Source organism: Calidithermus chliarophilus DSM 9957 (genome assembly GCF_000430045.1).
Taxonomy (GTDB): Bacteria; Deinococcota; Deinococci; order Deinococcales; family Thermaceae; genus Calidithermus; species Calidithermus chliarophilus.
In genome coordinates this window covers 990,181-1,009,221 of the sequence record NZ_KE387023.1, presented here as the reverse complement: position 1 = coordinate 1,009,221, position 19,041 = coordinate 990,181, and the positions used below count along the sequence as shown (strand labels likewise).

Genomic DNA, 19,041 nt, shown 5'->3' with positions numbered 1-19,041 from the left:
CCCCCAGCCCCCCTTGCTAAGGGGGGTGACAAGGCGCCCCGCGTCTTGCGTTTGGCGTTTTGCGTTTGGCGTCTTGCGTTTGGCGTTTGGCGTTCGGCGTTTTGCGTTTTGCGTTTGGCGTCTCGCGTACGACGTACGACGCACAACCCACCCCCAGCTACCAGCCACCGACCTACTTCACCTTATGCGCCTTCTGCCCCTCCGGGAACGTATAGCTCAGCCGCATCAGGAGGTCCTGCGGGTAATTCCCGAATCGGCGGCCGAAGAGGTTCATGCCCCCCACGTTGCGGGCATCGGGCTTGACGCCCAGGCGCACCTCGATGTGGTTGGCGTTTTCGAGCTTCAAGTCGGCGAGCTTGACCGGTGAGAGGGCCTCGCCGTCGATGAAGGAGCCCTCGGCGCTCACCTTCCAGCGCTTGAGCACGCCGTACTGGGTCTGGTCCTCGGGCCACCAGGCGGGGGTGAGGTTGCCACGCTTGCCGCCGAAGTCGCCGGGGCTGGTCCAGGTGCCCACCTCCACCCCGTTGATCCACAAGGTGATGTCGGAGGGCCAGTTGTGGTCGTACTGCGGGGCCTCGGAGCAGATCTCGGCGGAGAGCTCGAGCTCGGTGGTGATCGCCCCGCGCGGGACGTTGTTGGGGAAGGCGTACTCGACGTAGCCCTGGCCGAACCACAGGAGCTGGGCGAAGACGTGCTCGGGCTCGTAGAAGCTGCGCACGTCGTCGAGCATGCCGATGAACTTGCTGTCGCTGGCCAGGCCGCAGGTGGGCTTGACGTCGATGCGGTGGTAGTTGCCGATGGGCATGGAGATCTCCACCACGTCCTGGTCGGCCTCCACCGCCACGCCGGGCAGCTTGATGAGGATCTCGTCGTAGCGCTTGGCGACGAGCTTCTGCGAGCCGCGGGTGCCCGGGACGTACTGCACCACCAGCAGCCCGGCCTCCTCGAGCATCTTGAGGTTGGTGCTCACCGTGGAGTGGGCCATGCCCATGGCCTCGGCCAGCTCCGAGACGTTCATGCCCTCGTGCGAGAGCAGGCTGAAGATGAGCATGCGCGTCTCGGAGTCCAGGGCCCGCAGAACGGGCACGGCGGCTTCACCCTCGACGGTCAGGCGGCGGTTTCCGGATGTTGGCACGCTAACCCCTCCCTCATTTGTTTCGATGTTACACGAAAATCCGAAACATTAGCAAACCCACGGAAGCCGTTACGGCATCGCAGAAGACCCCTTGTGAACGATTCTCACATTTATTTCGCTAAATCTTGACACATTTCGTATTGAGCTGTAATATTTCGCTACACACAAAGCACCTCCGACCAGGGTTTCCTGTGGAGTTCCCCATGCCCGATTCCCAGCACCCCAACCCCCAGCTCGAGCGCCCCCACTGGCGCGACCTCGGCGGGACCTGGCGCTTCGCCTTCGACGACGAGGCCCGCTTCACCCGCCCCGAGGAGGTCGAGTTCGACCGCGAAATCCTGGTCCCCTACGCCCCCGAGAGCCCGCGCAGCGGGATCGGGGACCAGGGCTACCACCGCGCGGTGTGGTACCGCACCGCCGTGCGCCTCACCCCGCAGGAGCTCGAGGCCGGGCGCCTGCTGCTGCACTTCGGCGCCGTGGACTACCGCGCCACGGTGTGGGCCAACGGCGCCCGCGTCGCCGAGCACACCGGCGGCCACACCCCCTTCTGCGCCGACGTCACCGACGCGCTGGGGGGCGGCGACGTGCTCGAGGTCGTCGTGCGGGCCGAGGACGACCCCCACGACCTCGCCAAGCCGCGCGGCAAGCAGGACTGGCAGCGCGAGCCCCACTCCATCTGGTACCCCCGCACCACCGGCATCTGGCAGCCGGTGTGGCTCGAGGCCGTCCCCGCCACCCGCATCGCCAAGCTGCGCTGGACCCCCGACGTGCCCGGCTGGAGCCTCGGCCTGGAAGCCCGGCTCGCCGGCCCCTTCCTGCCGGGCCTCAGCCTGCGGGTGCGGCTGCGGGCGGGCGGCGAGGTGCTGGCCGAGGACCGCTACGCCCTGAGCGGCCCCCGCCTCGCGCGCACCCTCGCCCTCCCCGACCCCGGCATCGACGACCTGCGCGACGGGCTGCTGTGGAGCCCCGAGCACCCCCAGCTCATCGACGCCGAGCTCGAGCTCCTCCAGGGCGAGGCCGTGCTCGACCGGGTGTCCAGCTACACCGCGCTGCGCTCGGTGCGGCTGGAGGGGCGGCGCTTCCTGCTCAACGAACGCCCCTACTACCTGCGCATGGTGCTCGACCAGGGCTACTGGCCCGAGGGGCTCATGACCGCCAGCGACGAGGAGCTGCGCCGCGACGTCGAGCTCACCCGCCGGCTGGGCTTCAACGGCGCGCGCAAGCACCAGAAGCTCGAAAACCCCCGCTGGCTCTACTGGTGCGACCGCATCGGGCTGCTGGTGTGGGACGAGATGCCCAGCGCCTACACCTTCGCCCCCGAGGCCTTAGGGCGCCTCACCCAGGAGTGGCTCGAGGCCATCGAGCGCGACTGCTCCCACCCCTGCGTGGTGGGCTGGGTGCCCTTCAACGAGTCGTGGGGCGTGCCCGACCTGCCCACCCACGCCGCCCAGCGCGACTTCGTGAAGGGCCTCTACCACCTCACCCGCGCCCAGGACCCCACCCGGCTCGTCAGCGCCAACGACGGCTGGGAGCAGCCGGCGGGCGACGTCTTCGCCATCCACGACTACACCCCCGACCCCGAGGTGATCCTGCGGCGCTACACCGACCTCGAGGCCCTCGCGAAGGCCGCCGAGACCTTCCGCCCCGGCGGGCGCCGCCTGGCGCTGGAGGGCTTCGAGTGGCAGGAGAAGCCGGCGCTGCTCACCGAGTTCGGCGGCATCGCCTTCTCACAGGGCGACGGCTGGGGCTACAGCCGCGCCCAGAGCGCGGAGGGCTTCCTCGAGCACTACAGCGCGCTGCTCGAGGCCGTGCACCGCAGCGAGGGGCTGGCCGGCTTCTGCTACACTCAGCTCACCGACACCTTCCAGGAGAAGAACGGTCTGCTCTACGCCGACCGCACCCCCAAAGCCGACCTCGACCGGCTGTGCCGCGCCACCCGCGGGCCCGCGCAGCCCTACGACGAAGCCAACCCGCTGGGCTATTCCCGGCGCTGGCTGGACAAACAACGCAAGGCCGCCGTTTCGGTGTAAGGAGGCAAGATGAACAGGAAAGGCAAGATCGGTTTGGCGCTCCTGCTGGGCGCCCTAGGCACGGGCGGTTTCATCCTCGCGCAGACGCAGTCGAGCTATACCGGCCCCAAGGTCGAGATCACCTACCTCCACGGCTTCACCGGACCCGACCGCCCGGTGATGGAGGACCTGGTCAAGCGCTTCAACGAGACCCACCCCAACATCGTGGTCAAGGCCACCGCCCAGCCCTGGGGCACCACCTGGAACCAGCTCGAGCCCCTCGTCGCCTCGGGCCGCGCCCCCGACGTGGTGGTGGTCAACGAGGACCAGATCACCCGCTTCATCGCCCGTGGCGCGCTCACGCCCATCACCCCGCAGATGTACCGCAGCGCGAACATCGACACCAACCGCTTCTTCAAGCCCCTCTTCGAGACCGCCAGCTACAAGGGCCAGAGCTACGGCGTGCCCATCTCGGCGGTGGCCTACGTGATGTTCTACAACAAGGCCCTCATGCAGAAGATGGGCGTGAGCAAGGTGCCCACCAACCGCGCCGAGCTGCTCACCGCCGCCCGCGCCTGCACCACCGACAAGGAAGGCCGCAAGCCCGGCCAGGCCGGCTTCGACGCCAAGAACCTCGAGACCTGGGGCATCAGCCTCTACAACAACTGGGTGGGTGCCCGCATGGCCTACTCGGCCATCCTGCAAAACGGCGGCAGCCTCGTCGACAAGGACCTCAACGCCAGCTTCAACACCCCTGAGGCCGTCGAGGCGGTGCAGTTCCTGGTAGACCTCGTGCAGAAGGAGAACGTGGCCCGCCCCAACTCCACCGAAGAGGCCGAGCTCGCCGCCTTCAGCCAGGGCAAGGTCTGCTTCTTCCCCTCGGGCCAGTGGTACCTCGACCGCTTCGAGAAGACCCCCAACTTCTCCTTCGGCGTGGCCTTCCCCCCGCGCATCGGCAACAAGCAGGACGCCACCTGGGGCGGCTCGAGCCACCTCACCCTCCCGGTGCAGCGCCAGGGCTACGACCCCAACAAGCGCGCCGCGGCCATGGAGTTCATCAACTGGATGTCGGCCGCCCCGCAGAACCTGGTCTGGACCTCGACGGGCAGCCTGCCCACCGTGCGGGCCGTGGCCCAGGACAAGAAGTTCGAGACCCAGCCCATCTCCGGCATCTTCGACAAGCTCGACAGCATCTACGCCACCAGCGGCTTCCCCTGGGGCGGCCAGGTGCTCGGGCCCTTCGACGGCGCGTGGGAGCGGGCCTACCTGGGCAAGCAGCCCGTCAAGCAGGCCCTCGACCAGGGCGTGGACGAGGCCAACAAGCAGATCGCCCAGGCCCGCCCCAACTTCCGCTAACCCCCCTCGCTTTGGGCCTCCACCAACCTCCTCCTGGTGGAGGCCCACCCCTCAACGGAGCGTCCGGTGCCTCGAGCCCTGCCCCACCCAGCCCATAGCCCCGAGCCCCGGCTCCCGGCTCAACCCCGGAGGTGCGAATGACCCGCGCGTCTGACTCGAGCCCACGGCGCGGAAGGCTTTTTGCCCTCGACGACTCCAACCCCTTAGTCCCCTACCTCTACCTGCTGCCCCACGCGGCCTTCTTCCTCGTCTTCATCGTCTACCCGGTGGGCTACGGCTTGTGGGTGAGCTTCCACCGCTGGGACCTGCTGGGCGGCCAGCAGGAGTTCGTGGGCCTCACCTTCTACCGCAACCTCTTCGACCCCTCCACCCCGCAGTCGCAGTTCTTCTGGAAGAGCCTGATCAACACCACCCTCTTCACGCTCATCAGCACGCCGCTGCTGGTGGGCGCAGCGCTGGGGCTGGCGGTGCTGCTGTACCGGCCCATCTTCGGGCGGGCAGTCTTCCGGGCCATCTTCTTCATGCCCGGCATCCTCTCGGTCTCGGTGATGGGCATCCTCTGGCGCTGGATGTTCGACAACCAGAGCGGCTTGGTCAACGTCATCCGCCAGGAGTTCTGGGGGTTGCCCGTAATCCAGTTCCTCACCACCGAGGGCTGGGCCTGGGTGCCCATCATCGTGGGCACGGTGTGGTGGACGGTGGGCTTCAACATGACGCTCTACCTCGCGGCGCTCGGCGGCATCAGCCAGAGCGTCTACGAGGCCGCCGACATCGACGGCGCGGGCCCGTGGGCCAAGTTTCGCCACATCACGGTGCCGCTGTTGGCCCCTACCACCCTCTTCATCACCGTGACCACGGTGCTGGCCTCCTTCCAGCTCTTCGGGCAGTCGCAGGTCATCACCAACGGCGGCCCGGCCCGCAGCACCCAGAGCGTGATCATGTACATCACCGAGGAGGCTTTCGGCAACTACCAGCTCTCCAGCGCCTCGGCCATGGCCTTCGTCTTCGGCGCGCTGATGCTGGTGTTCACGGTGATCCAGTTCCGGCTGATGGTCAAGGACCTCAACGCCTCGAGGGAGCGCTGACATGGTGAGCTCCGGCCGATACTCCCGCCCCCGCTCCACCCCCCGCTGGCGCCGCGTCCGCGACCTGCCGCGCTTCATCGTGCTGGCGGTCCTGGCGGTCATCTTCCTGGCCCCGCTGTACTGGATGCTCTCGACGTCGTTCAAGCCCGAGGCCGAGACCATCTCCATCCCCGTGCAGTGGATCCCCAAGAACCCCACCCTCGAGAACTACGACGAGATCATCAACTCGCCCGACGGCAAGCTCCTGCGCTGGACCTGGAACTCGCTGTTCACGGCCTTCGCCTTCACCTTCGTCCACGTCGCCCTGTGCGTGCTGGCGGCCTACCCCCTGTCGCGCATGCGCTTCAAAGGCCGCGAGACCTGGTTCTGGTTCATCCTCTCGAGCATGATGGTGCCCGGCATCGTGACGCTGATCCCCACCTACATCATGATGCTGCAGTTCAACTGGATCGACACCTACCACGCCCTGATCTGGCCGGGGGTGGCCGGGGCCTTCGGGGTGTTCTTGCTGCGGCAGTTCTTCTCCACGCTGCCGCGCGAGCTCGAGGAGGCCGCCCGCATGGACGGGGCCAACAGCCTGCAGATCCTGCTCTTCGTGATCCTGCCGCTGTCGGTGCCGGTGCTGGTGACGCTGGGGGTGTTCAGCTTCATGGGCTCGTGGAACAACTACGTCTGGCCGCTCTACGTCGCCACCTCCCCCGACATGCAGACCCTGCCCGTCGGCCTGACCTCCTTCTCCCAGCGCTACGTCACCGAGTACGGCAAGCTGATGGCCGGGACCGCCCTGGCCGCCATCCCCGTGCTCGTCGCCTACCTGCTGGCCCAGCGCTACCTCGAGCAGGGCATCGCGCTCACCGGGATGAAGGAGTGAGCCCTCGGCAGGGGTTTTGGTCTCTCGGAGAGGAGTTCAGCATGCACTACAGGCAACTGGGTCGGACCGGGATCGAGGTTTCGGAGATCGGCTTCGGGGCCTGGGCCATCGGGGGTGACGCCTGGGGGGAAGTGGACGACGCGACCTCGCTGCGGGCCCTCGAGCGCGCCCTCGAGCTCGGGGTCAACTTCATCGATACCGCCGACGTCTACGGCGACGGTCGCAGCGAGCGGCTGGTGGGCCAGGCCGTCCGGGGAAAGCGGGAGAGGGTCATCCTCGCCAGCAAGGGCGGGCTGATGGGCCACCACCGCGACCCTAAAAGGGAGCCGGTTTACGACACCCCCGAGAAGGTGATCCGGGCCTTCGAAGCCAGCCTGCAACGCCTGGGGACCGACTACCTCGACGTCTACTTCGACCACATCTGGTGGGACAAGCACGAGGAAACCGAGGCTTTTTTGGCCGCCTTTACCCGGCTCAAGGCCGAGGGGCGGGTGAGGGCGGTAGGGGTTTCCACCGATAGCCTCGAGCATGTCCAGCACTTCAACCAGCACGGAGGGCTCGACGTGGTCCAGCTCGACTACAGCCTGCTCAACCGCAGGTCCGAGGCCGGCCTGTTGCCGTACTGTGAGCAGCACGGCATCGGGGTAGTGGTCCGAGGACCGCTGCGCATGGGCCTTCTGAGCGGCAAATTCTCGGCGCAAACCCGCTTTCCCGAGGGGGATATCCGCAAGGACTGGCCCCGGGAGGCCTGGTTCCAGGAGAGCCTGGGCAAAGTCGAACGCCTGCGCAAGTGGGTGGGACCCGGCCAGAACCTCAGCCAGCTCGCCCTGCGCTACGTGCTGGCCCATCCGGCGGTTTCAGCGGCGATCCCGGGAGCCAAAACCCCCGAACAGGTCGAGCAGAACGTGGGCGCCTCGGTCCGGCCCCTGCTGGATGAAGAACTGCTCGAGAGCCTGCGACAGGCCGTAGCCTGAAGGATAAAGATGCCAGCCAAGCCCCTCCCCCTTCTGACCCTGCTGTTTCTGATGCTCATGAGCGCCTCGAGCCAACCCCCCAAGACCTTCGTCAACCCCCTCCTCCCCAGCGGCCCCGACCCCTTCGTCACCTTCTTCGGCGGCAACTACTACCTCACCTACACCACCGGCGCCGACGTCCGCGTCCGCAAGGCCCGGAGCTTAGCCACGCTGGGCCAGGCCCCCGAGCAGGTCGTGTGGGCCGACTTTGAGCCCGAGCGCTGCTGCCACGTGTGGGCCCCCGAGTTCCACCGGCTCAAGAACCCCCAGGGCCAGTACCGCTGGTACCTCTACTACACCGCCGGGCCCTCGGAGTGCTGCGCCCAGCAGCGCATGCACGTGCTCGAGTCGGCCGCCGACGACCCCATGGGCCCCTACAGCTACAAAGCCCGCCTCTTCGACGCGCAGAACGACTTCTGGGCCATCGACCCCACCGTGCTCGAGAACGGCGGAAAGCTCTACGTGATCTACAGCGGCACCCCCTTCGACCTGATGCCCGGCGAGAAGCCGCAGAACCTCTACATCGCCCCCCTCTCCAACCCCTGGACCCTCTCGGGGCCCCGCGTCGAGATCTCCATCCCCGACCAGCCCTGGGAGATCTACGGCGCGGCGGTCAACGAGGGCCCGGCCGTCGTCAAGCGCAACAACAAGATCTACCTGGCCTACTCGGGCTCGGGCTGCTGGACCGACAACTACGCGGTGGGGGTGCTGGTGGCCTCGCAAAGTGCCGACCTGCTCCAGCCGAAGTCCTGGCAGAAGATGCCCAGGCCCTTCCTCACCCGCAACGACCAGGGCCAGGCCTTCGGCCCCGGCCACAACAGCTTCTTCAAGTCCCCCGACGGCAAGGAGGACTGGATCATGTACCACGCCAACCCCGGCCCCGACTTAGGCTGCAAGGACCAGCGCAGCCCCCGCGCGCAGAAGATCACCTGGGGCCCCGACGGCCTGCCCCGGGTGGCACCCCCCAGCGTCGGCCCCAGCCCCCTGCCCTCGGGCGACCCCGGCCGGTGAGGGGCCCCGCCATGACCCGGACCAGCCGGCGCAGCTACACCAACCCGGTCTACGGCGGCTACTTCGCCGACCCCTTCGTGCTCGAGTACGGCGGGATGTACTACGCCTACGGCACCGGCGGCGTGCAGCCCGACGGGCGGGTGGTCGAGGTGCTGCAGTCGCCCAACCTGGTGGACTGGACCTCGCTGGGCGGGGCCCTCGAGCCCCTCAGCCTCGACCAGAAGCTCGACTACTGGGCCCCCGAGGTGGCCCACAGCGGCGACCGCTTCTACATGTACTACTCGGCGGGCGTCGGCGACAAAGGCCACGCCCTGCGCGTGGCGAGCGCCACCCAGCCGCAGGGCCCCTTCTGGGACATGGGCCTGGTGCTCACCCCCGACGAGCCCTTTGCCATCGACCCCAGCCCCTTCCGCGACGACGACGGGCAGTGGTACTTGTTCTACGCCAAGGACTTCCTCGACGGCGAGCGGGTGGGCACCGCGCTGGTGGTGGACCGCCTGCGCAGCATGACCCGGCTCGAGGGCTCCCCCCGCACCGTGCTGCGGGCCAGCGCCGACTGGCAGATCTACCAGCGCCAGCGCCCCATGTACGGCGGCGTCCACGACTGGCACACCCTCGAGGGCCCCTTCGTGGTCAAGCGCGGCGGGCGCTACTACTGCTTCTTCTCCGGCGGCAACTGGCAGGAGGCGAGCTACGGCGTCTCCTACGCCGTGGCCGACCACCCGCTAGGCCCCTGGCTCGAGCCCCACCCCGGCGCCCCCGCCGTCCTCAAAACCCTCCCCGGCACCGTCATCGGCCCCGGCCACAACTCCGTGGTGCGCGGCCCCGGCGGCCAGGATTACCTCGTCTACCACGCCTGGGACCCCGCCAAGACCGCCCGCCGCATGTGCATCGACCGCCTCCTCTGGACCCCCGAAGGCCCCCGCACCGACGGGCCGAGCTTCACGCCGCAGCCCGCGCCGGGGGAGGAGCGGTAGGCGATAAGCTTTGAGCCGTCAGCGGTCAGCTTTCAGCCCTCACCGATAGGCCTGTGGCTCGTGGTAAACCCCTCCCCGCCGGCGTCAAAGGTCGAGAGCGTTTGGCGTTCGGCGTTTGGCGTTTGGCGTTCGGCGCAGGACGTACGACCCCTCACCGCAACAGCCGCACCGCCTCCACGACCGCCTTCGCGTCGAGCTCGCCCCGGCTCATCTCGGACTGGCACTCCAGCAGGTACTCCTCGAGCACGATCTCTCCGATGCCCTCGAGCGCCCCGCGGATCCCGGAGAGCAGGGTGAGCACTTCGTGGCAGGGGCGGTCCTCCTCGATCATGCGCTGCAGGCCGCGCACCTGGCCCTCCAGGCGGCGCAGGCGGTGGAGGAGCTTCTGGCGCTCGGGCTCGAGCGGGCTCGGGGTTTCGCTCACGGGCGGCTCCTGAGCGGGCTTCAGGCCGTAGCCCCCACGCCCGCCGCCTTGAGGGTGGCCTCGAGGAAGACCCGCTCGGGCTGGCCGCCCAGCACGCGCTGCTGGGTGAGGCCGTGGATGATGGTGTCGGGCACGCCGGAGATCTTGTAGCGGCCGGAGAGCACCGGGAACTCGCTGGCCTCGACGCCCTCGGCCACGATGTTGGGGTTGTGGTAGGCGAACTTGAAGGCCGCCATCACCGCGCGGGGGCAGTAGGGGCAGGTGGGGGTGACGAAGCTCTGCAGCCGCACCGGCTCGGTTACCTTCTCCAGCTCCTTCCGGGCCGGCTCGGGCAGCTTGCTCTCGCCGGTGCCCAGCATCAGTAGCGCCTCGAGCAGCGTGGAGAACTCGTAGCCGCTGGGGATGCCCAGAAAGCGGATGTTGGAGCGCTGCGAGCCCGCCTCGCGCAACAGGGTGGTGGGGGCGTGCGTCAGGCCCAGGGCCTGGGCTTCGGGGTCGCTGAAGGGCTTCTCGACCACGGTGATCTTGTCGTTGAGGCTGGCGACCTCCTTCAGCAGCGCCACGGTCTCTTCCTGCAAACCCGGCTCGTCCTGGCCGGGGAGCACCAGCGTGCTCTTGGTGAAGACCACCAGCTCGACGGGCTGGGCGATGGGTTGCAGGATCTCCCGGACCTGCGCCTGGATCTTCTCGTCTAAAAGGCTCATCTTGCTCCTTCCCTCCCCCTTCCGGGGCATATACCCCCTGGGGCTATTCGACAGCATAGCCCTTCGCGGTATAGGATTCAGGACAGGAGGCACAATGTTCTTCCGACAGATCTACGAGGAGGGGCTGGCCCAGGCGAGCTACCTGGTCGGCTGCCCGACCACCGGCGAGGCGGTGGTCGTGGACCCCCGGCGCGACGTCGGCGTCTACCTGGCCGAGGCCGAGCGCAACAAGCTGCGCGTCGTGGCGGTCACCGAAACCCACATCCACGCCGACTATCTCTCCGGCGCCCGCGAGCTCGCGAAGGCCGCCGGGGCCACCCTCTACCTCTCCGACGAGGGCGATCAGAACTGGAAGTACGGCGGGCTGGAAGGCTTCGAGTACGTGCTGCTCCGCGACGGCGAGGAGATCCGGCTGGGCAACGTGCGGGTCAAGGCGCTGCACACCCCCGGCCACACCCCCGAGCACCTCTCCTTCCTCGTCACCGACGGGGCCGCCGCCGACGAGCCCGGCCTCGTCCTGACCGGCGACTTCGTGTTCGTGGGCGACGTCGGGCGGCCGGACCTCCTGGAGGAGGCCGCCGGGATCAAAGGCACCGCAGAGCCGGGCGCGCGGCAGATGTTCAGGAGCCTGAAGGGGAAGCTCCTCACGCTGCCCGACTACGTGCAGGTGTGGCCCGGCCACGGCGCAGGCTCGGCCTGCGGCAAGGCGCTGGGGGCCTTACCCAGCACCACCGTCGGCTACGAGCGGCGCTTCGCCTGGTGGGCCGACTACCTGCGCCGCGGCGACGAGGAGGGCTTCGTGAGGGCCCTGCTGGAGGGCCAGCCGGAGGCCCCCTACTACTTCGCCCGGATGAAGCGGCTCAACCGCGACGGCGTGCCCATCCTGGGAGAGGTTCCCCCGGCCCGCCGGCTCACCCCCGGGCAGTTCCGCCAGGCCCTCCAGGACGGGGCGGTGCTGGTGGACACCCGCGACAAGTCCGCCTTCGCCCGGGGGCACCTTCCCGGCTCCATCAACATTCCGGCGGGCAAGAACTTTCCCACCTGGGCGGGCTGGCTGTTGCCTTACGACCGCCCCCTGGTGCTGCTGGCCTCGCCCCAGCAGGCCGACGAGCTCGCCCGCCAGCTCGTTCGCGTCGGGCTGGACGACGTGCGGGGCTACGTCCCCGGCCTCGAGGGCTACGCCGAGGGCGGGCTCGAGCCCGCCCCCCAGGTCACCGCCGCCGAGGCCAGGGCGCTGTGGGAACGGGGCGAGGCCGCCTTCCTGGACGTGCGCGCCGCCGACGAGTACCGCGCCGGCCACGTCCCCGGGGCGCTCAACCTCCACGCCGGGCGGGTCACGCGGCACCTGCAGCGCATCCCCAGGGACAGGCCGGTGGTCGCCTACTGCCTCAGCGGCGACCGCTCCTCCACCGCCGTCAGCGCCCTGCTGGCCGCCGGCTTCACCAACGTCGCCAACCTCACCGGCGGCATCCGGGCCTGGGAGCGGGAGGGGTATCCGCTCGAGCGCACCCCCGCACGGGAGCCGGCGAACGACTGACCGCGCTTCCACAAACGCCCGCCGGTCCCGGCGGGTGTTCTGCCTCTCACAACCTGATTAGTAAGCGCCTGTAGGCTCAGGTCACAGCGTCTTGAAGCTCTCGAAGGGCTCGCGGCAGGCGTTGCAGACGTGGATGCTCTTGCACAGCGTGGGGCCGAAGGTGTTCTTCACCGAGGTGTCGAGCGAGCCGCAGCGCGGGCAGCGCACGGGCTCGAGCTCAAGCTCGATCAGCCCCACCTCGCCCGCCGGGCGCGGCGGGGCGATGCCGTAGCGCTCGAGCTTGGCCCTGGCCTCCGGGGTGATCGAGTCGGTAGACCACGGCGGGAAGAGCACGGTCCTGACCTCGACCTCGCCAAAACCCAGCCCCCGCACGGCCTGCTCGAGGTTCTCCCGGATCACGTGCAGCGCCGGGCAGCCCGAGAAGGTGGGTGTCATGGTGACGACGGCCTTCCCCCCCTCCACCCGCACGTCCCGCACGATCCCCATCTCCACCACGTTGATGACGGGGATCTCGGGGTCGGGCACCTGCGCGAGGGCCTGCCAGACCTGGTCGGCGCTGGGAAGGGGGGTCATAGGAACCTCGAGGCGACGGGGGAAGAGGGCAAAAAGGCTAAAAGGGAAAAAGGTGAAAGGCGCAAAGCCGAAGCGATCGCCCGGCTCTTTCCCTTTTTACCTTTTCCCCTTTTCACCTTTTCCCCCCCGCTCACCACACCTTCGCTTCCGCGTCCCAGCGGGCGGTGGACTGCATCTCGGCCAGCAGCGACCAAAGGTGCTCGGTGTGCATCTGGCGCGAGGCGGGTTGGTAGCCGGGCTGCAGGGGCAGCTCGAGCCCCGACTTGCGCAGGTGCTCGGTGGTGCGCTCGAGCCAGGCCTCCTTGACCTCGGCGAGATCGGGCACGATGCCCTCGGCCACCAGCAGGGCCTCGTCGGGCAGGGGCACGAAGAGCTGCTGGGCGTAGCCCCACTGCTCGTCGAGGGCCGCCTGGATGCGCCGGCGCGACTCCTCGGTGCCCAGCCCCAGCCGCTCGACCCAGGCCTGGGTGTGCTGGAGGTGGAAGCGCTCCTCGCGCACGACCTTGGCCGCCGCCTCGGCCAGGGGTGAGTAGGTGCTGCGGGCCGCGGCCGAGAGCCACAGCGCCTCGTACACGTCGAAGAGGTACTGCCGCAGCATCGTGAAGGCCCAGTCGCCCCTGGGCAGCTCCACGAACTCGCAGTTGCGGAACTCCCCGGCGTCGCGGAAGAAGGCCAGCCGGTCGGGGTCGGACCCGTCGAGGGCGGAGCGCAGGCCGTACCAGACGGTGGCGTGCCCCAGCTCGTCCTGGGCGATGTTGGCGAGGGCGATGTCCTCCTCGAGGATGGGCCCGTGGCCGGTCCACTCGCTGTCGCGGTGGGCCAGGATCAGCTCGTCGTCGGCCAGGGCGGTGAGCTTGGCGATGAGGGCCTGTTTTACCTGCTCATTCATCGTCTTCCCCCCGCGGGCGCTTGAACTTGCTCACGTGCGAACCCACCACGCCGTAGTAGGACTGCTGCTTGTAGGTCTTGTCCTTGGCCGGGGCGAACCAGCTCTCCACGGTCTCGGGGCTGTTCTCGCTCTTGGTGACGCTCGAGGCGGGCACCACCCACCACGCCAGCGCCTCGGCATCGGTGAAGCGCTGCCGCGCCAGCTCCAGCGCCTGCTGCGGCGAGGCGGCCTCGAGCTCGCCCACATAGTCCACGAAGGTCATCGAGCGTTTGTGCGAGGTCTTGCGGAAGACGTAGAAGGTCGAGGGCCGGGGGTCGGGGGCCGGGGGCTTGGGCTCCTGACCCTCGGCAAGCTCTTCCTGCGTCACCGAGAAGATCGCCGAGGCGGGCGCGACCCACATGCTCACCGCCTGGGGCCGGCGGGCAAAGACGTTGCGCGCGGTGAGCAGCGCGTGAAAGGGGTCGGCGGCGTGTACCGAACCCACCGCCTGGTGGGGCTTGGCGGGGGTGTCCTGTTTGAAGACTTCCCAGCGGGGCCACTGTGTGTCCATAAAACCTCTTGAGGTAAAAAGGGTAAAAGGCGAAAAGGTGAAAAGAGGCGCAGCTCAAGCTTTTGCTTTTCCCCTTTTTACCTTTTCAACTTTTCACCTTAAACCGCGACCGCGGTTTGCTGCTTCCTCGCCGCGTAGACCGCCAGCGCCTCGCGCACCCAGGCGCCTTCGGCGTGGGCCCGGCGGCGGGCCTCGAGGCGCTCCTTGTTCATGGGGCCGTTGCCGTTCACCACGGCCCAGAACTCATCCCAGTTGATGGGCCCGTGGACCCAGTTGCCCGTGGCCTCGTCGTAGCGCAGGTCGGGGTCGGGGAGGGTGAGGCCGGCCTCCAGGATCTCCGGCGCGTGCTCGTTGATGAACTCCTGCCGCACCTCGTCGTTGGTCTTGGTCTTGACGCCCCACTTCACCAGCGTGGGGGTGTTGGGCGAGTCGGAGTCGTGGGGACCCAGCATCATCAAGGCGGGCCACCACCAGCGGTTGATGGCGTCCTGGGCCATGGCGCGCTGCTTGGGCGTGCCCTTGGCGTAGGTGATCACCATCTCCTTGCCCTGCTTGTGGTGGAAGGTCTCCTCGGCGCAGATGCGCACCATGGCCCGGCTGTAGGGCCCGTAGGAGCACTGCGCCAGCATGGTCTGGTTCTTGATGGCCGCCCCGTCCACCAGCCAGCCGATGGTGCCGATGTCGGCCCAGGTGAGGGTGGGGTAGTTGAAGATGGAGGAATACTTGGCCTTGCCCGAGAGCAGCGCCTCGAGCATCTCCTCCCGCGTGACGCCCAGCGTCTCGGCCGCGTGGTAGAGGTACTGCCCGTGCCCCGCCTCGTCCTGCACCTTGGCGATGAGGATCATCTTGCGCTTGAGGCTGGGCGCCCGCGTGATCCAGGCCCCTTCCGGCAGCATCCCCACCACCTCGCTGTGCGCGTGCTGCGAGATCATGCGCACGAGCTGGCGGCGGTACTCTTCGGGCATCCAGTCGCCCGGCTCGATCTTCTCCCCGCGTGCGATACGGGCCTCGAACTCGGCCAGGCGAGCTTCGTAATCGGGGTCCGTGGGTTTTCCGAACTTTCTAGGCATGGGCCTACCTCCCGAACTAACGCTCGTTAGGTTAAGAGTATAGGGGGCAAATGCCCTGCGATCAAGAATTAGCGCCGTAAACTTTGGACTCGAGTCCAAGTTAGGCCTTAATTTCCCCGGCTTCAAATTGCCGTCCTCGACCGGGGCTCCCCTGCGTTCACCCCGTACCATGGCTCCATGCAAATTGTCTCGGGACGCGCCCAACTGACCGCTGAAGAGGTCATCGATCTTTACGACGCCTCCGGCTGGGGCAGACGTTCCGATTACCTGCCCGAGTCGATCGGCAAAGCCTTAGCGAACACCCAAATTCTGATCCAGGCTCGTTTGAACCATCGCCTGATAGGGCTGTTGAGGGCCTTCTCCGACGGCGTGCTCACCACCCATTTGTCCGAGATCCTGGTGCACCCGGCTTTCCGTGGGCAGGGCGTCGGAACAGCCTTGATGCGGGCCCTGCTCAGCCAGCACCCTATCACCGCGCTGTACGTGGACAGCTTTCCCGAAAACCAGCGCTTTTTTGAGAAGTTCGGCCTGCGGCGGCGGGATCTTCTGCGAAGCATGAGTGCTTCCGGCTATGAGTGGAAGGAGGCGCTCTCTTCCCTTGGAGAAGCACGGAAAGCCTCGTAGGGTTTACGGTCTCGAAAATCAGTTGCTGGATACGTCTGCGCCGGCGCAAACCTCTTCGAGGCTCAGGCAGGGCGGCTCGAGGCGCTGTCCGGCGTCTGCGGCACCATGGTTTCGACGAACGCCGTACAGCCTATTCCCTGAGCTAGCCCGCTTTCACGCCGACAGGAACCCCCCGTCCACCGGCACCGCCGCCCCGTGCACGTAGCTGGCGAGGTCGCTGCACAGCACCAGCACCATGCGGGCGATCTCGTCGGGGTCGGCCATGCGGCCGGCGGGCAGGCGCTGGAAGTAGTCGTAGCCGGTCTTGAGCAGGCCCAATTGCAGCCGGGCGATTCTGCGGGCCATGCTGCGGGTGCCGGGGGTGTGGGTGCCGCCGGGGAGCAGGGCGTTGATGCGGAAGCCCTTGCGGGCGTGCTCGCGGGCCAGGGCGCGGGTGAGGGCGATCACCCCGGCCTTGCTGGTGCTGTAGGCGCTGAGGTCTTCCTTGAAGGGCAGCACCGCCTCGACCGAGCCGATGTTCACGATCACGCCGCCCTGCTGGCCCCGGGCTCGGATCATGCGCTGGCACATCCACACCACGGCCTCGAGGTTCACCGCCATCAGGTGCTTCCAGAAGCCCTCGTCCATGTCGGAGAAGTGCCGGGTGGGGTAGACGGCGGCGTTGTTGACCAGGATGCCCGGCGGGGAGCCGCTCAGGCCGTCCCAAAGGGCGTCGATGGCGCTTTTCCGGGCGAGGTCCACCGCGTGCAGCCCCACCCGCTGCCCGTAGGGCGAGAGCTCCTGGGCGAGCTGCTCGAGCGCAGCGCGGTTGCAGTCGAGGAGTTCGAGGTCGGCCCCGGCCTCAGCCAGCCGCAACGCTACGGCCCGCCCGATCCCCGAGCCCGCGCCGGTGACCAGCGCAGTCCGGCCGTGAAGGGAGAGCAGTTCGGCGAGCGGGGTCGAGGCAGGCATAGATCACCTGTTTATGATATACAGTATATCATAAAGCATAGCCAAGCTCACAATAGGAGGGTCAACTATCAGCCTTCAGCCGTCAGCGATGGGCGGAAGGCTTGGGGCTCATGGTGAAAGGCCCCCCTCCCCGGCGCCGGGGAAGGAATATCCCCCCTAGCCCCCCTTGCTAAGGGGGGAACAAGGCGTCTGGCGTCCTGCGTTTGGCGTCCTGCGTTCGGCGTCTTGCGTTTGGCGTTTGGCGTTCGGCGTTCGGCGTATTGCGTACGGCGTACGACGTACGACCCACGTTCAGCTATCAGCTACCGACAACCACCCCTCAAACCCCCAGCGCCCGCTTCAACCCCTCAACCGCTGCCCGCAGTTCGCGCACTTCGGCCTCGAGCGCCTCCACCCTGGCCTCGAGCTCGCTCTTCTCCTCCGCCCGCACCACGGGGGAGGGGGTCCCGGCCAGCAGGTGGGCGTAGCGGGGCTCGCGCTCGCCGGGCTGGCGCTCGAGGCGCGTCACGAGGGGGTTGGGGGCCAGGTTCATCAGGAAGCTGAGGACCTCCTCGACCTCCTGGGTGGAGGCGAACTTGTGCATGGACTCGGTGCGGGCCTTGAGCTCGCCCACCGTCTGGGGGCCGCGCAGCATCAGCACGGCCAGCACCACCAGGGCGGGGGGCTCGAGCTTGAACTCGCGGTCGAGGAACTGGCGGTACTTGGGGGCGCGGGCGCCGTACTCCTTGACCAAGGCGGTGAGGCGCTTGATCTGCAGGGTATCGAGGGCTTCTTGCACCTCGGCGTCGGTGAGGTTGGTGACGGGGTTGCGGCCCTGCTTCTGGTTGGCGCCCAGCCGAACGGCGTTGAGGGTCATGGGGTAGTACTCGGGGGTGGCGAACTGCTTCTCGATGAGCGTTCCCAGGACGCGCACCTCGGTCTCGTTGAGGAGTTCCACGGCCGGATTGTATCGCAGGGCCGATGGCCGCGAGTTTGGCCGCCCCGGGGGCTGCGCTGCGATGAACCCGGTACATAGCCCGGCCGGCGGGTCGTTTGCGCCCTCCCCGGCCGCGGGGCCCGTCTAGAATTTGCCCATCGCCGCAAGCCCTAGGAGGTCGCATGTCTGTCCAAAAGCTCATCGACACGGTTCAGGAAGCCGCCCGAACCTCGCAAAGCCTCAACATCTACGTCGTCGGCTCGATGGGTAAGGACTACCGCTCGAGCTTCCTCACCCTCTACCGCGGGGAGCTGGTGCAGTTCGCCCTGCACGACCGGGGGGGCCGGGCCGCGCTGGCCTACCTGCCGAAGTACGAGATCAAGGAGGTCATGACCGCGCCGGTCCAGGGCACCCCCAGCCGCGACGCCGACACCCCCAGCGTGAAGGAGCTGCTCGAGGCGCTGTCCAAGTCCTCCTGGGTGCACGTGCACTGAACCTCTGGCCACGGCCGGGGGTTATCCGCTCGGCGCATTCCCGTCCCGTCACCGGGCCCCAAAGCCCTCGGGAACGGGGTTTTCGGCGTTTTCAGGCGCTTGTCTAAAGCCGCCGGGAGTGCTAGACTTGGCTTTAGCGGTTCTCCCTGATGATTCGGGGTGGGTTTCAGGCCCACCCCTTCTTCTTGGGGGAAGTGGAAGCTCAAAGTCCATAGCCGTCGGAGGAAAGGAGGGGTCTCCAATGCTGAGCACAAGCTTTCCGGGGCTCGGGTTGGGGTTTGAACCGTGGATTGGCAGCAACTAGCCCAAGAGGTGCTGGGGCGCCTGGGGTACGACGTGCTGGAGGCCAGCCTCAGGCCGGCGGGCAAGAGCCGCGTGCTGCTGGTGCGCATCGAGCGCAAGGACGAGGTGCCCGTGAGCGTGTCCGACCTCGAGCGCGCCAGCCACACCCTCGGCGAAGAGCTCGACCGCCGCGACCTCATCGAGGGGGCCTACCGCCTGGAGGTCGAGTCCCCCGGCCCCGAGCGCCCGCTCTTCACCGTGCGCCACTTCGAGCGCTTCATGGGGCTCAAGGTCAAGGTCAAAAGCGAGCAGGGCAACTTCACCGGCCGCGTCCAGATGGTCCACCCGGACCGCGTGGACTTCCTGCTCGACTCGGGCGAGACCAAGAGCCTCGAGCTCGGCAGCTTCAAGGCCAACCTCGCCGAGTGGCCGGACACCCCGAGGTAAAGATGCCAAACGCCGAACGCCGAACGCTGAACGCCCGCGGAAAGCCCGTGGCAAGTGGGAAAAGCTTTTTACCAAAAGCCACGGGCCACGGGCCTTCGGCGTTTGGCTATCGGCTATCGGCGT

The 19,041-nt window shown here is 67.9% G+C and carries 20 protein-coding genes; 11 read left to right on the top strand and 9 right to left on the bottom strand.

The window, feature by feature from the left end; genetic code table 11:
* Positions 1-172 precede the first annotated feature (172 nt).
* The gene (locus tag MEICH_RS0104825; RefSeq protein ID WP_027891667.1) at positions 173-1,135 is read right to left on the bottom strand and encodes an ArsR/SmtB family transcription factor; all 963 of its coding nucleotides are present in this window, start codon (positions 1,133-1,135) and stop codon (positions 173-175) included.
* A gap of 203 nt (positions 1,136-1,338) precedes the next feature.
* Here MEICH_RS0104825 and MEICH_RS0104820 point away from each other — a divergent pair, with 203 nt between their 5' ends.
* The 7 genes from MEICH_RS0104820 to MEICH_RS0104790 all read left to right on the top strand — a co-directional run bounded on the left by MEICH_RS0104820 (position 1,339) and on the right by MEICH_RS0104790 (position 9,457).
* On the top strand, positions 1,339-3,165 hold the full coding sequence (locus MEICH_RS0104820; protein ID WP_036218852.1) for a glycoside hydrolase family 2 protein: 1,827 nt from the start codon (positions 1,339-1,341) through the stop codon (positions 3,163-3,165).
* Between the two features lie 9 nt (positions 3,166-3,174).
* Positions 3,175-4,500, top strand: coding sequence for an ABC transporter substrate-binding protein (locus tag MEICH_RS0104815; protein WP_027891665.1), 1,326 nt, complete (start codon positions 3,175-3,177; stop codon positions 4,498-4,500).
* A gap of 137 nt (positions 4,501-4,637) precedes the next feature.
* Positions 4,638-5,585 (top strand): carbohydrate ABC transporter permease, encoded by a 948-nt coding sequence (locus MEICH_RS0104810; RefSeq protein WP_027891664.1) that lies wholly within the window; start codon positions 4,638-4,640, stop codon positions 5,583-5,585.
* 1 nt (position 5,586) lies between these two features.
* A complete protein-coding gene (locus MEICH_RS0104805; RefSeq protein ID WP_036218320.1) occupies positions 5,587-6,456 on the top strand; it encodes a carbohydrate ABC transporter permease in 870 nt (289 codons plus the stop codon).
* Between the two features lie 41 nt (positions 6,457-6,497).
* On the top strand, positions 6,498-7,430 hold the full coding sequence (locus tag MEICH_RS0104800) for an aldo/keto reductase (RefSeq protein WP_027891662.1): 933 nt from the start codon (positions 6,498-6,500) through the stop codon (positions 7,428-7,430).
* A gap of 9 nt (positions 7,431-7,439) precedes the next feature.
* A complete protein-coding gene (locus tag MEICH_RS23660; RefSeq protein WP_051303915.1) occupies positions 7,440-8,480 on the top strand; it encodes a glycoside hydrolase family 43 protein in 1,041 nt (346 codons plus the stop codon).
* 11 nt (positions 8,481-8,491) lie between these two features.
* Positions 8,492-9,457: a glycoside hydrolase family 43 protein gene (locus MEICH_RS0104790; RefSeq protein ID WP_027891661.1), complete on the top strand. Its 966-nt coding sequence runs from the start codon at positions 8,492-8,494 to the stop codon at positions 9,455-9,457.
* A 151-nt stretch (positions 9,458-9,608) separates the two neighbouring features.
* Here the strand turns inward: MEICH_RS0104790 and MEICH_RS0104785 are convergent, their stop codons facing one another.
* Positions 9,609-9,881, bottom strand: a complete 273-nt coding sequence (locus tag MEICH_RS0104785) for a metal-sensitive transcriptional regulator (protein ID WP_027891660.1) — start codon at positions 9,879-9,881, stop codon at positions 9,609-9,611.
* Positions 9,882-9,901: 20 nt separating this feature from the next.
* Positions 9,902-10,585 (bottom strand): protein disulfide oxidoreductase, encoded by a 684-nt coding sequence (gene pdo, locus MEICH_RS0104780; RefSeq protein WP_027891659.1) that lies wholly within the window; start codon positions 10,583-10,585, stop codon positions 9,902-9,904.
* 94 nt (positions 10,586-10,679) lie between these two features.
* Here pdo and MEICH_RS0104775 point away from each other — a divergent pair, with 94 nt between their 5' ends.
* Positions 10,680-12,122: an MBL fold metallo-hydrolase gene (locus MEICH_RS0104775; protein WP_027891658.1), complete on the top strand. Its 1,443-nt coding sequence runs from the start codon at positions 10,680-10,682 to the stop codon at positions 12,120-12,122.
* An 81-nt stretch (positions 12,123-12,203) separates the two neighbouring features.
* Here the strand turns inward: MEICH_RS0104775 and paaD are convergent, their stop codons facing one another.
* The 4 genes from paaD to paaA form a co-directional block, all read right to left on the bottom strand.
* Entirely contained in the window at positions 12,204-12,695 is a 492-nt protein-coding gene (paaD, locus tag MEICH_RS0104770; RefSeq protein ID WP_027891657.1) for a 1,2-phenylacetyl-CoA epoxidase subunit PaaD, read from the bottom strand.
* 130 nt (positions 12,696-12,825) lie between these two features.
* Positions 12,826-13,584: a 1,2-phenylacetyl-CoA epoxidase subunit PaaC gene (paaC, locus tag MEICH_RS0104765; protein WP_027891656.1), complete on the bottom strand. Its 759-nt coding sequence runs from the start codon at positions 13,582-13,584 to the stop codon at positions 12,826-12,828.
* Positions 13,577-14,134, bottom strand: a complete 558-nt coding sequence (locus MEICH_RS0104760; RefSeq protein WP_027891655.1) for a phenylacetic acid degradation protein — start codon at positions 14,132-14,134, stop codon at positions 13,577-13,579. Before MEICH_RS0104760 ends, paaC begins: the two co-directional genes overlap by 8 nt.
* Before the next feature lie 98 nt (positions 14,135-14,232).
* Entirely contained in the window at positions 14,233-15,204 is a 972-nt protein-coding gene (paaA, locus tag MEICH_RS0104755; protein ID WP_027891654.1) for a 1,2-phenylacetyl-CoA epoxidase subunit PaaA, read from the bottom strand.
* Between the two features lie 177 nt (positions 15,205-15,381).
* Between paaA and MEICH_RS26920 the strand changes: the two genes are divergently transcribed.
* Positions 15,382-15,828, top strand: a complete 447-nt coding sequence (locus tag MEICH_RS26920) for a GNAT family N-acetyltransferase (protein WP_051303914.1) — start codon at positions 15,382-15,384, stop codon at positions 15,826-15,828.
* A gap of 153 nt (positions 15,829-15,981) precedes the next feature.
* Here the strand turns inward: MEICH_RS26920 and MEICH_RS0104745 are convergent, their stop codons facing one another.
* Both MEICH_RS0104745 and MEICH_RS0104740 read right to left on the bottom strand, forming a co-directional pair.
* Entirely contained in the window at positions 15,982-16,779 is a 798-nt protein-coding gene (locus tag MEICH_RS0104745; RefSeq protein ID WP_027891653.1) for an SDR family NAD(P)-dependent oxidoreductase, read from the bottom strand.
* A 319-nt stretch (positions 16,780-17,098) separates the two neighbouring features.
* Complete coding sequence (locus tag MEICH_RS0104740) at positions 17,099-17,716, bottom strand: YceH family protein (protein WP_027891652.1); 618 nt, start codon at positions 17,714-17,716, stop codon at positions 17,099-17,101.
* Positions 17,717-17,877: 161 nt separating this feature from the next.
* Here MEICH_RS0104740 and MEICH_RS0104735 point away from each other — a divergent pair, with 161 nt between their 5' ends.
* The gene (locus tag MEICH_RS0104735; RefSeq protein WP_027891651.1) at positions 17,878-18,189 is read left to right on the top strand and encodes a hypothetical protein; all 312 of its coding nucleotides are present in this window, start codon (positions 17,878-17,880) and stop codon (positions 18,187-18,189) included.
* Positions 18,190-18,474: 285 nt separating this feature from the next.
* On the top strand, positions 18,475-18,918 hold the full coding sequence (gene rimP / locus MEICH_RS0104730) for a ribosome maturation factor RimP (RefSeq protein WP_027891650.1): 444 nt from the start codon (positions 18,475-18,477) through the stop codon (positions 18,916-18,918).
* Positions 18,919-19,041 lie beyond the last annotated feature (123 nt).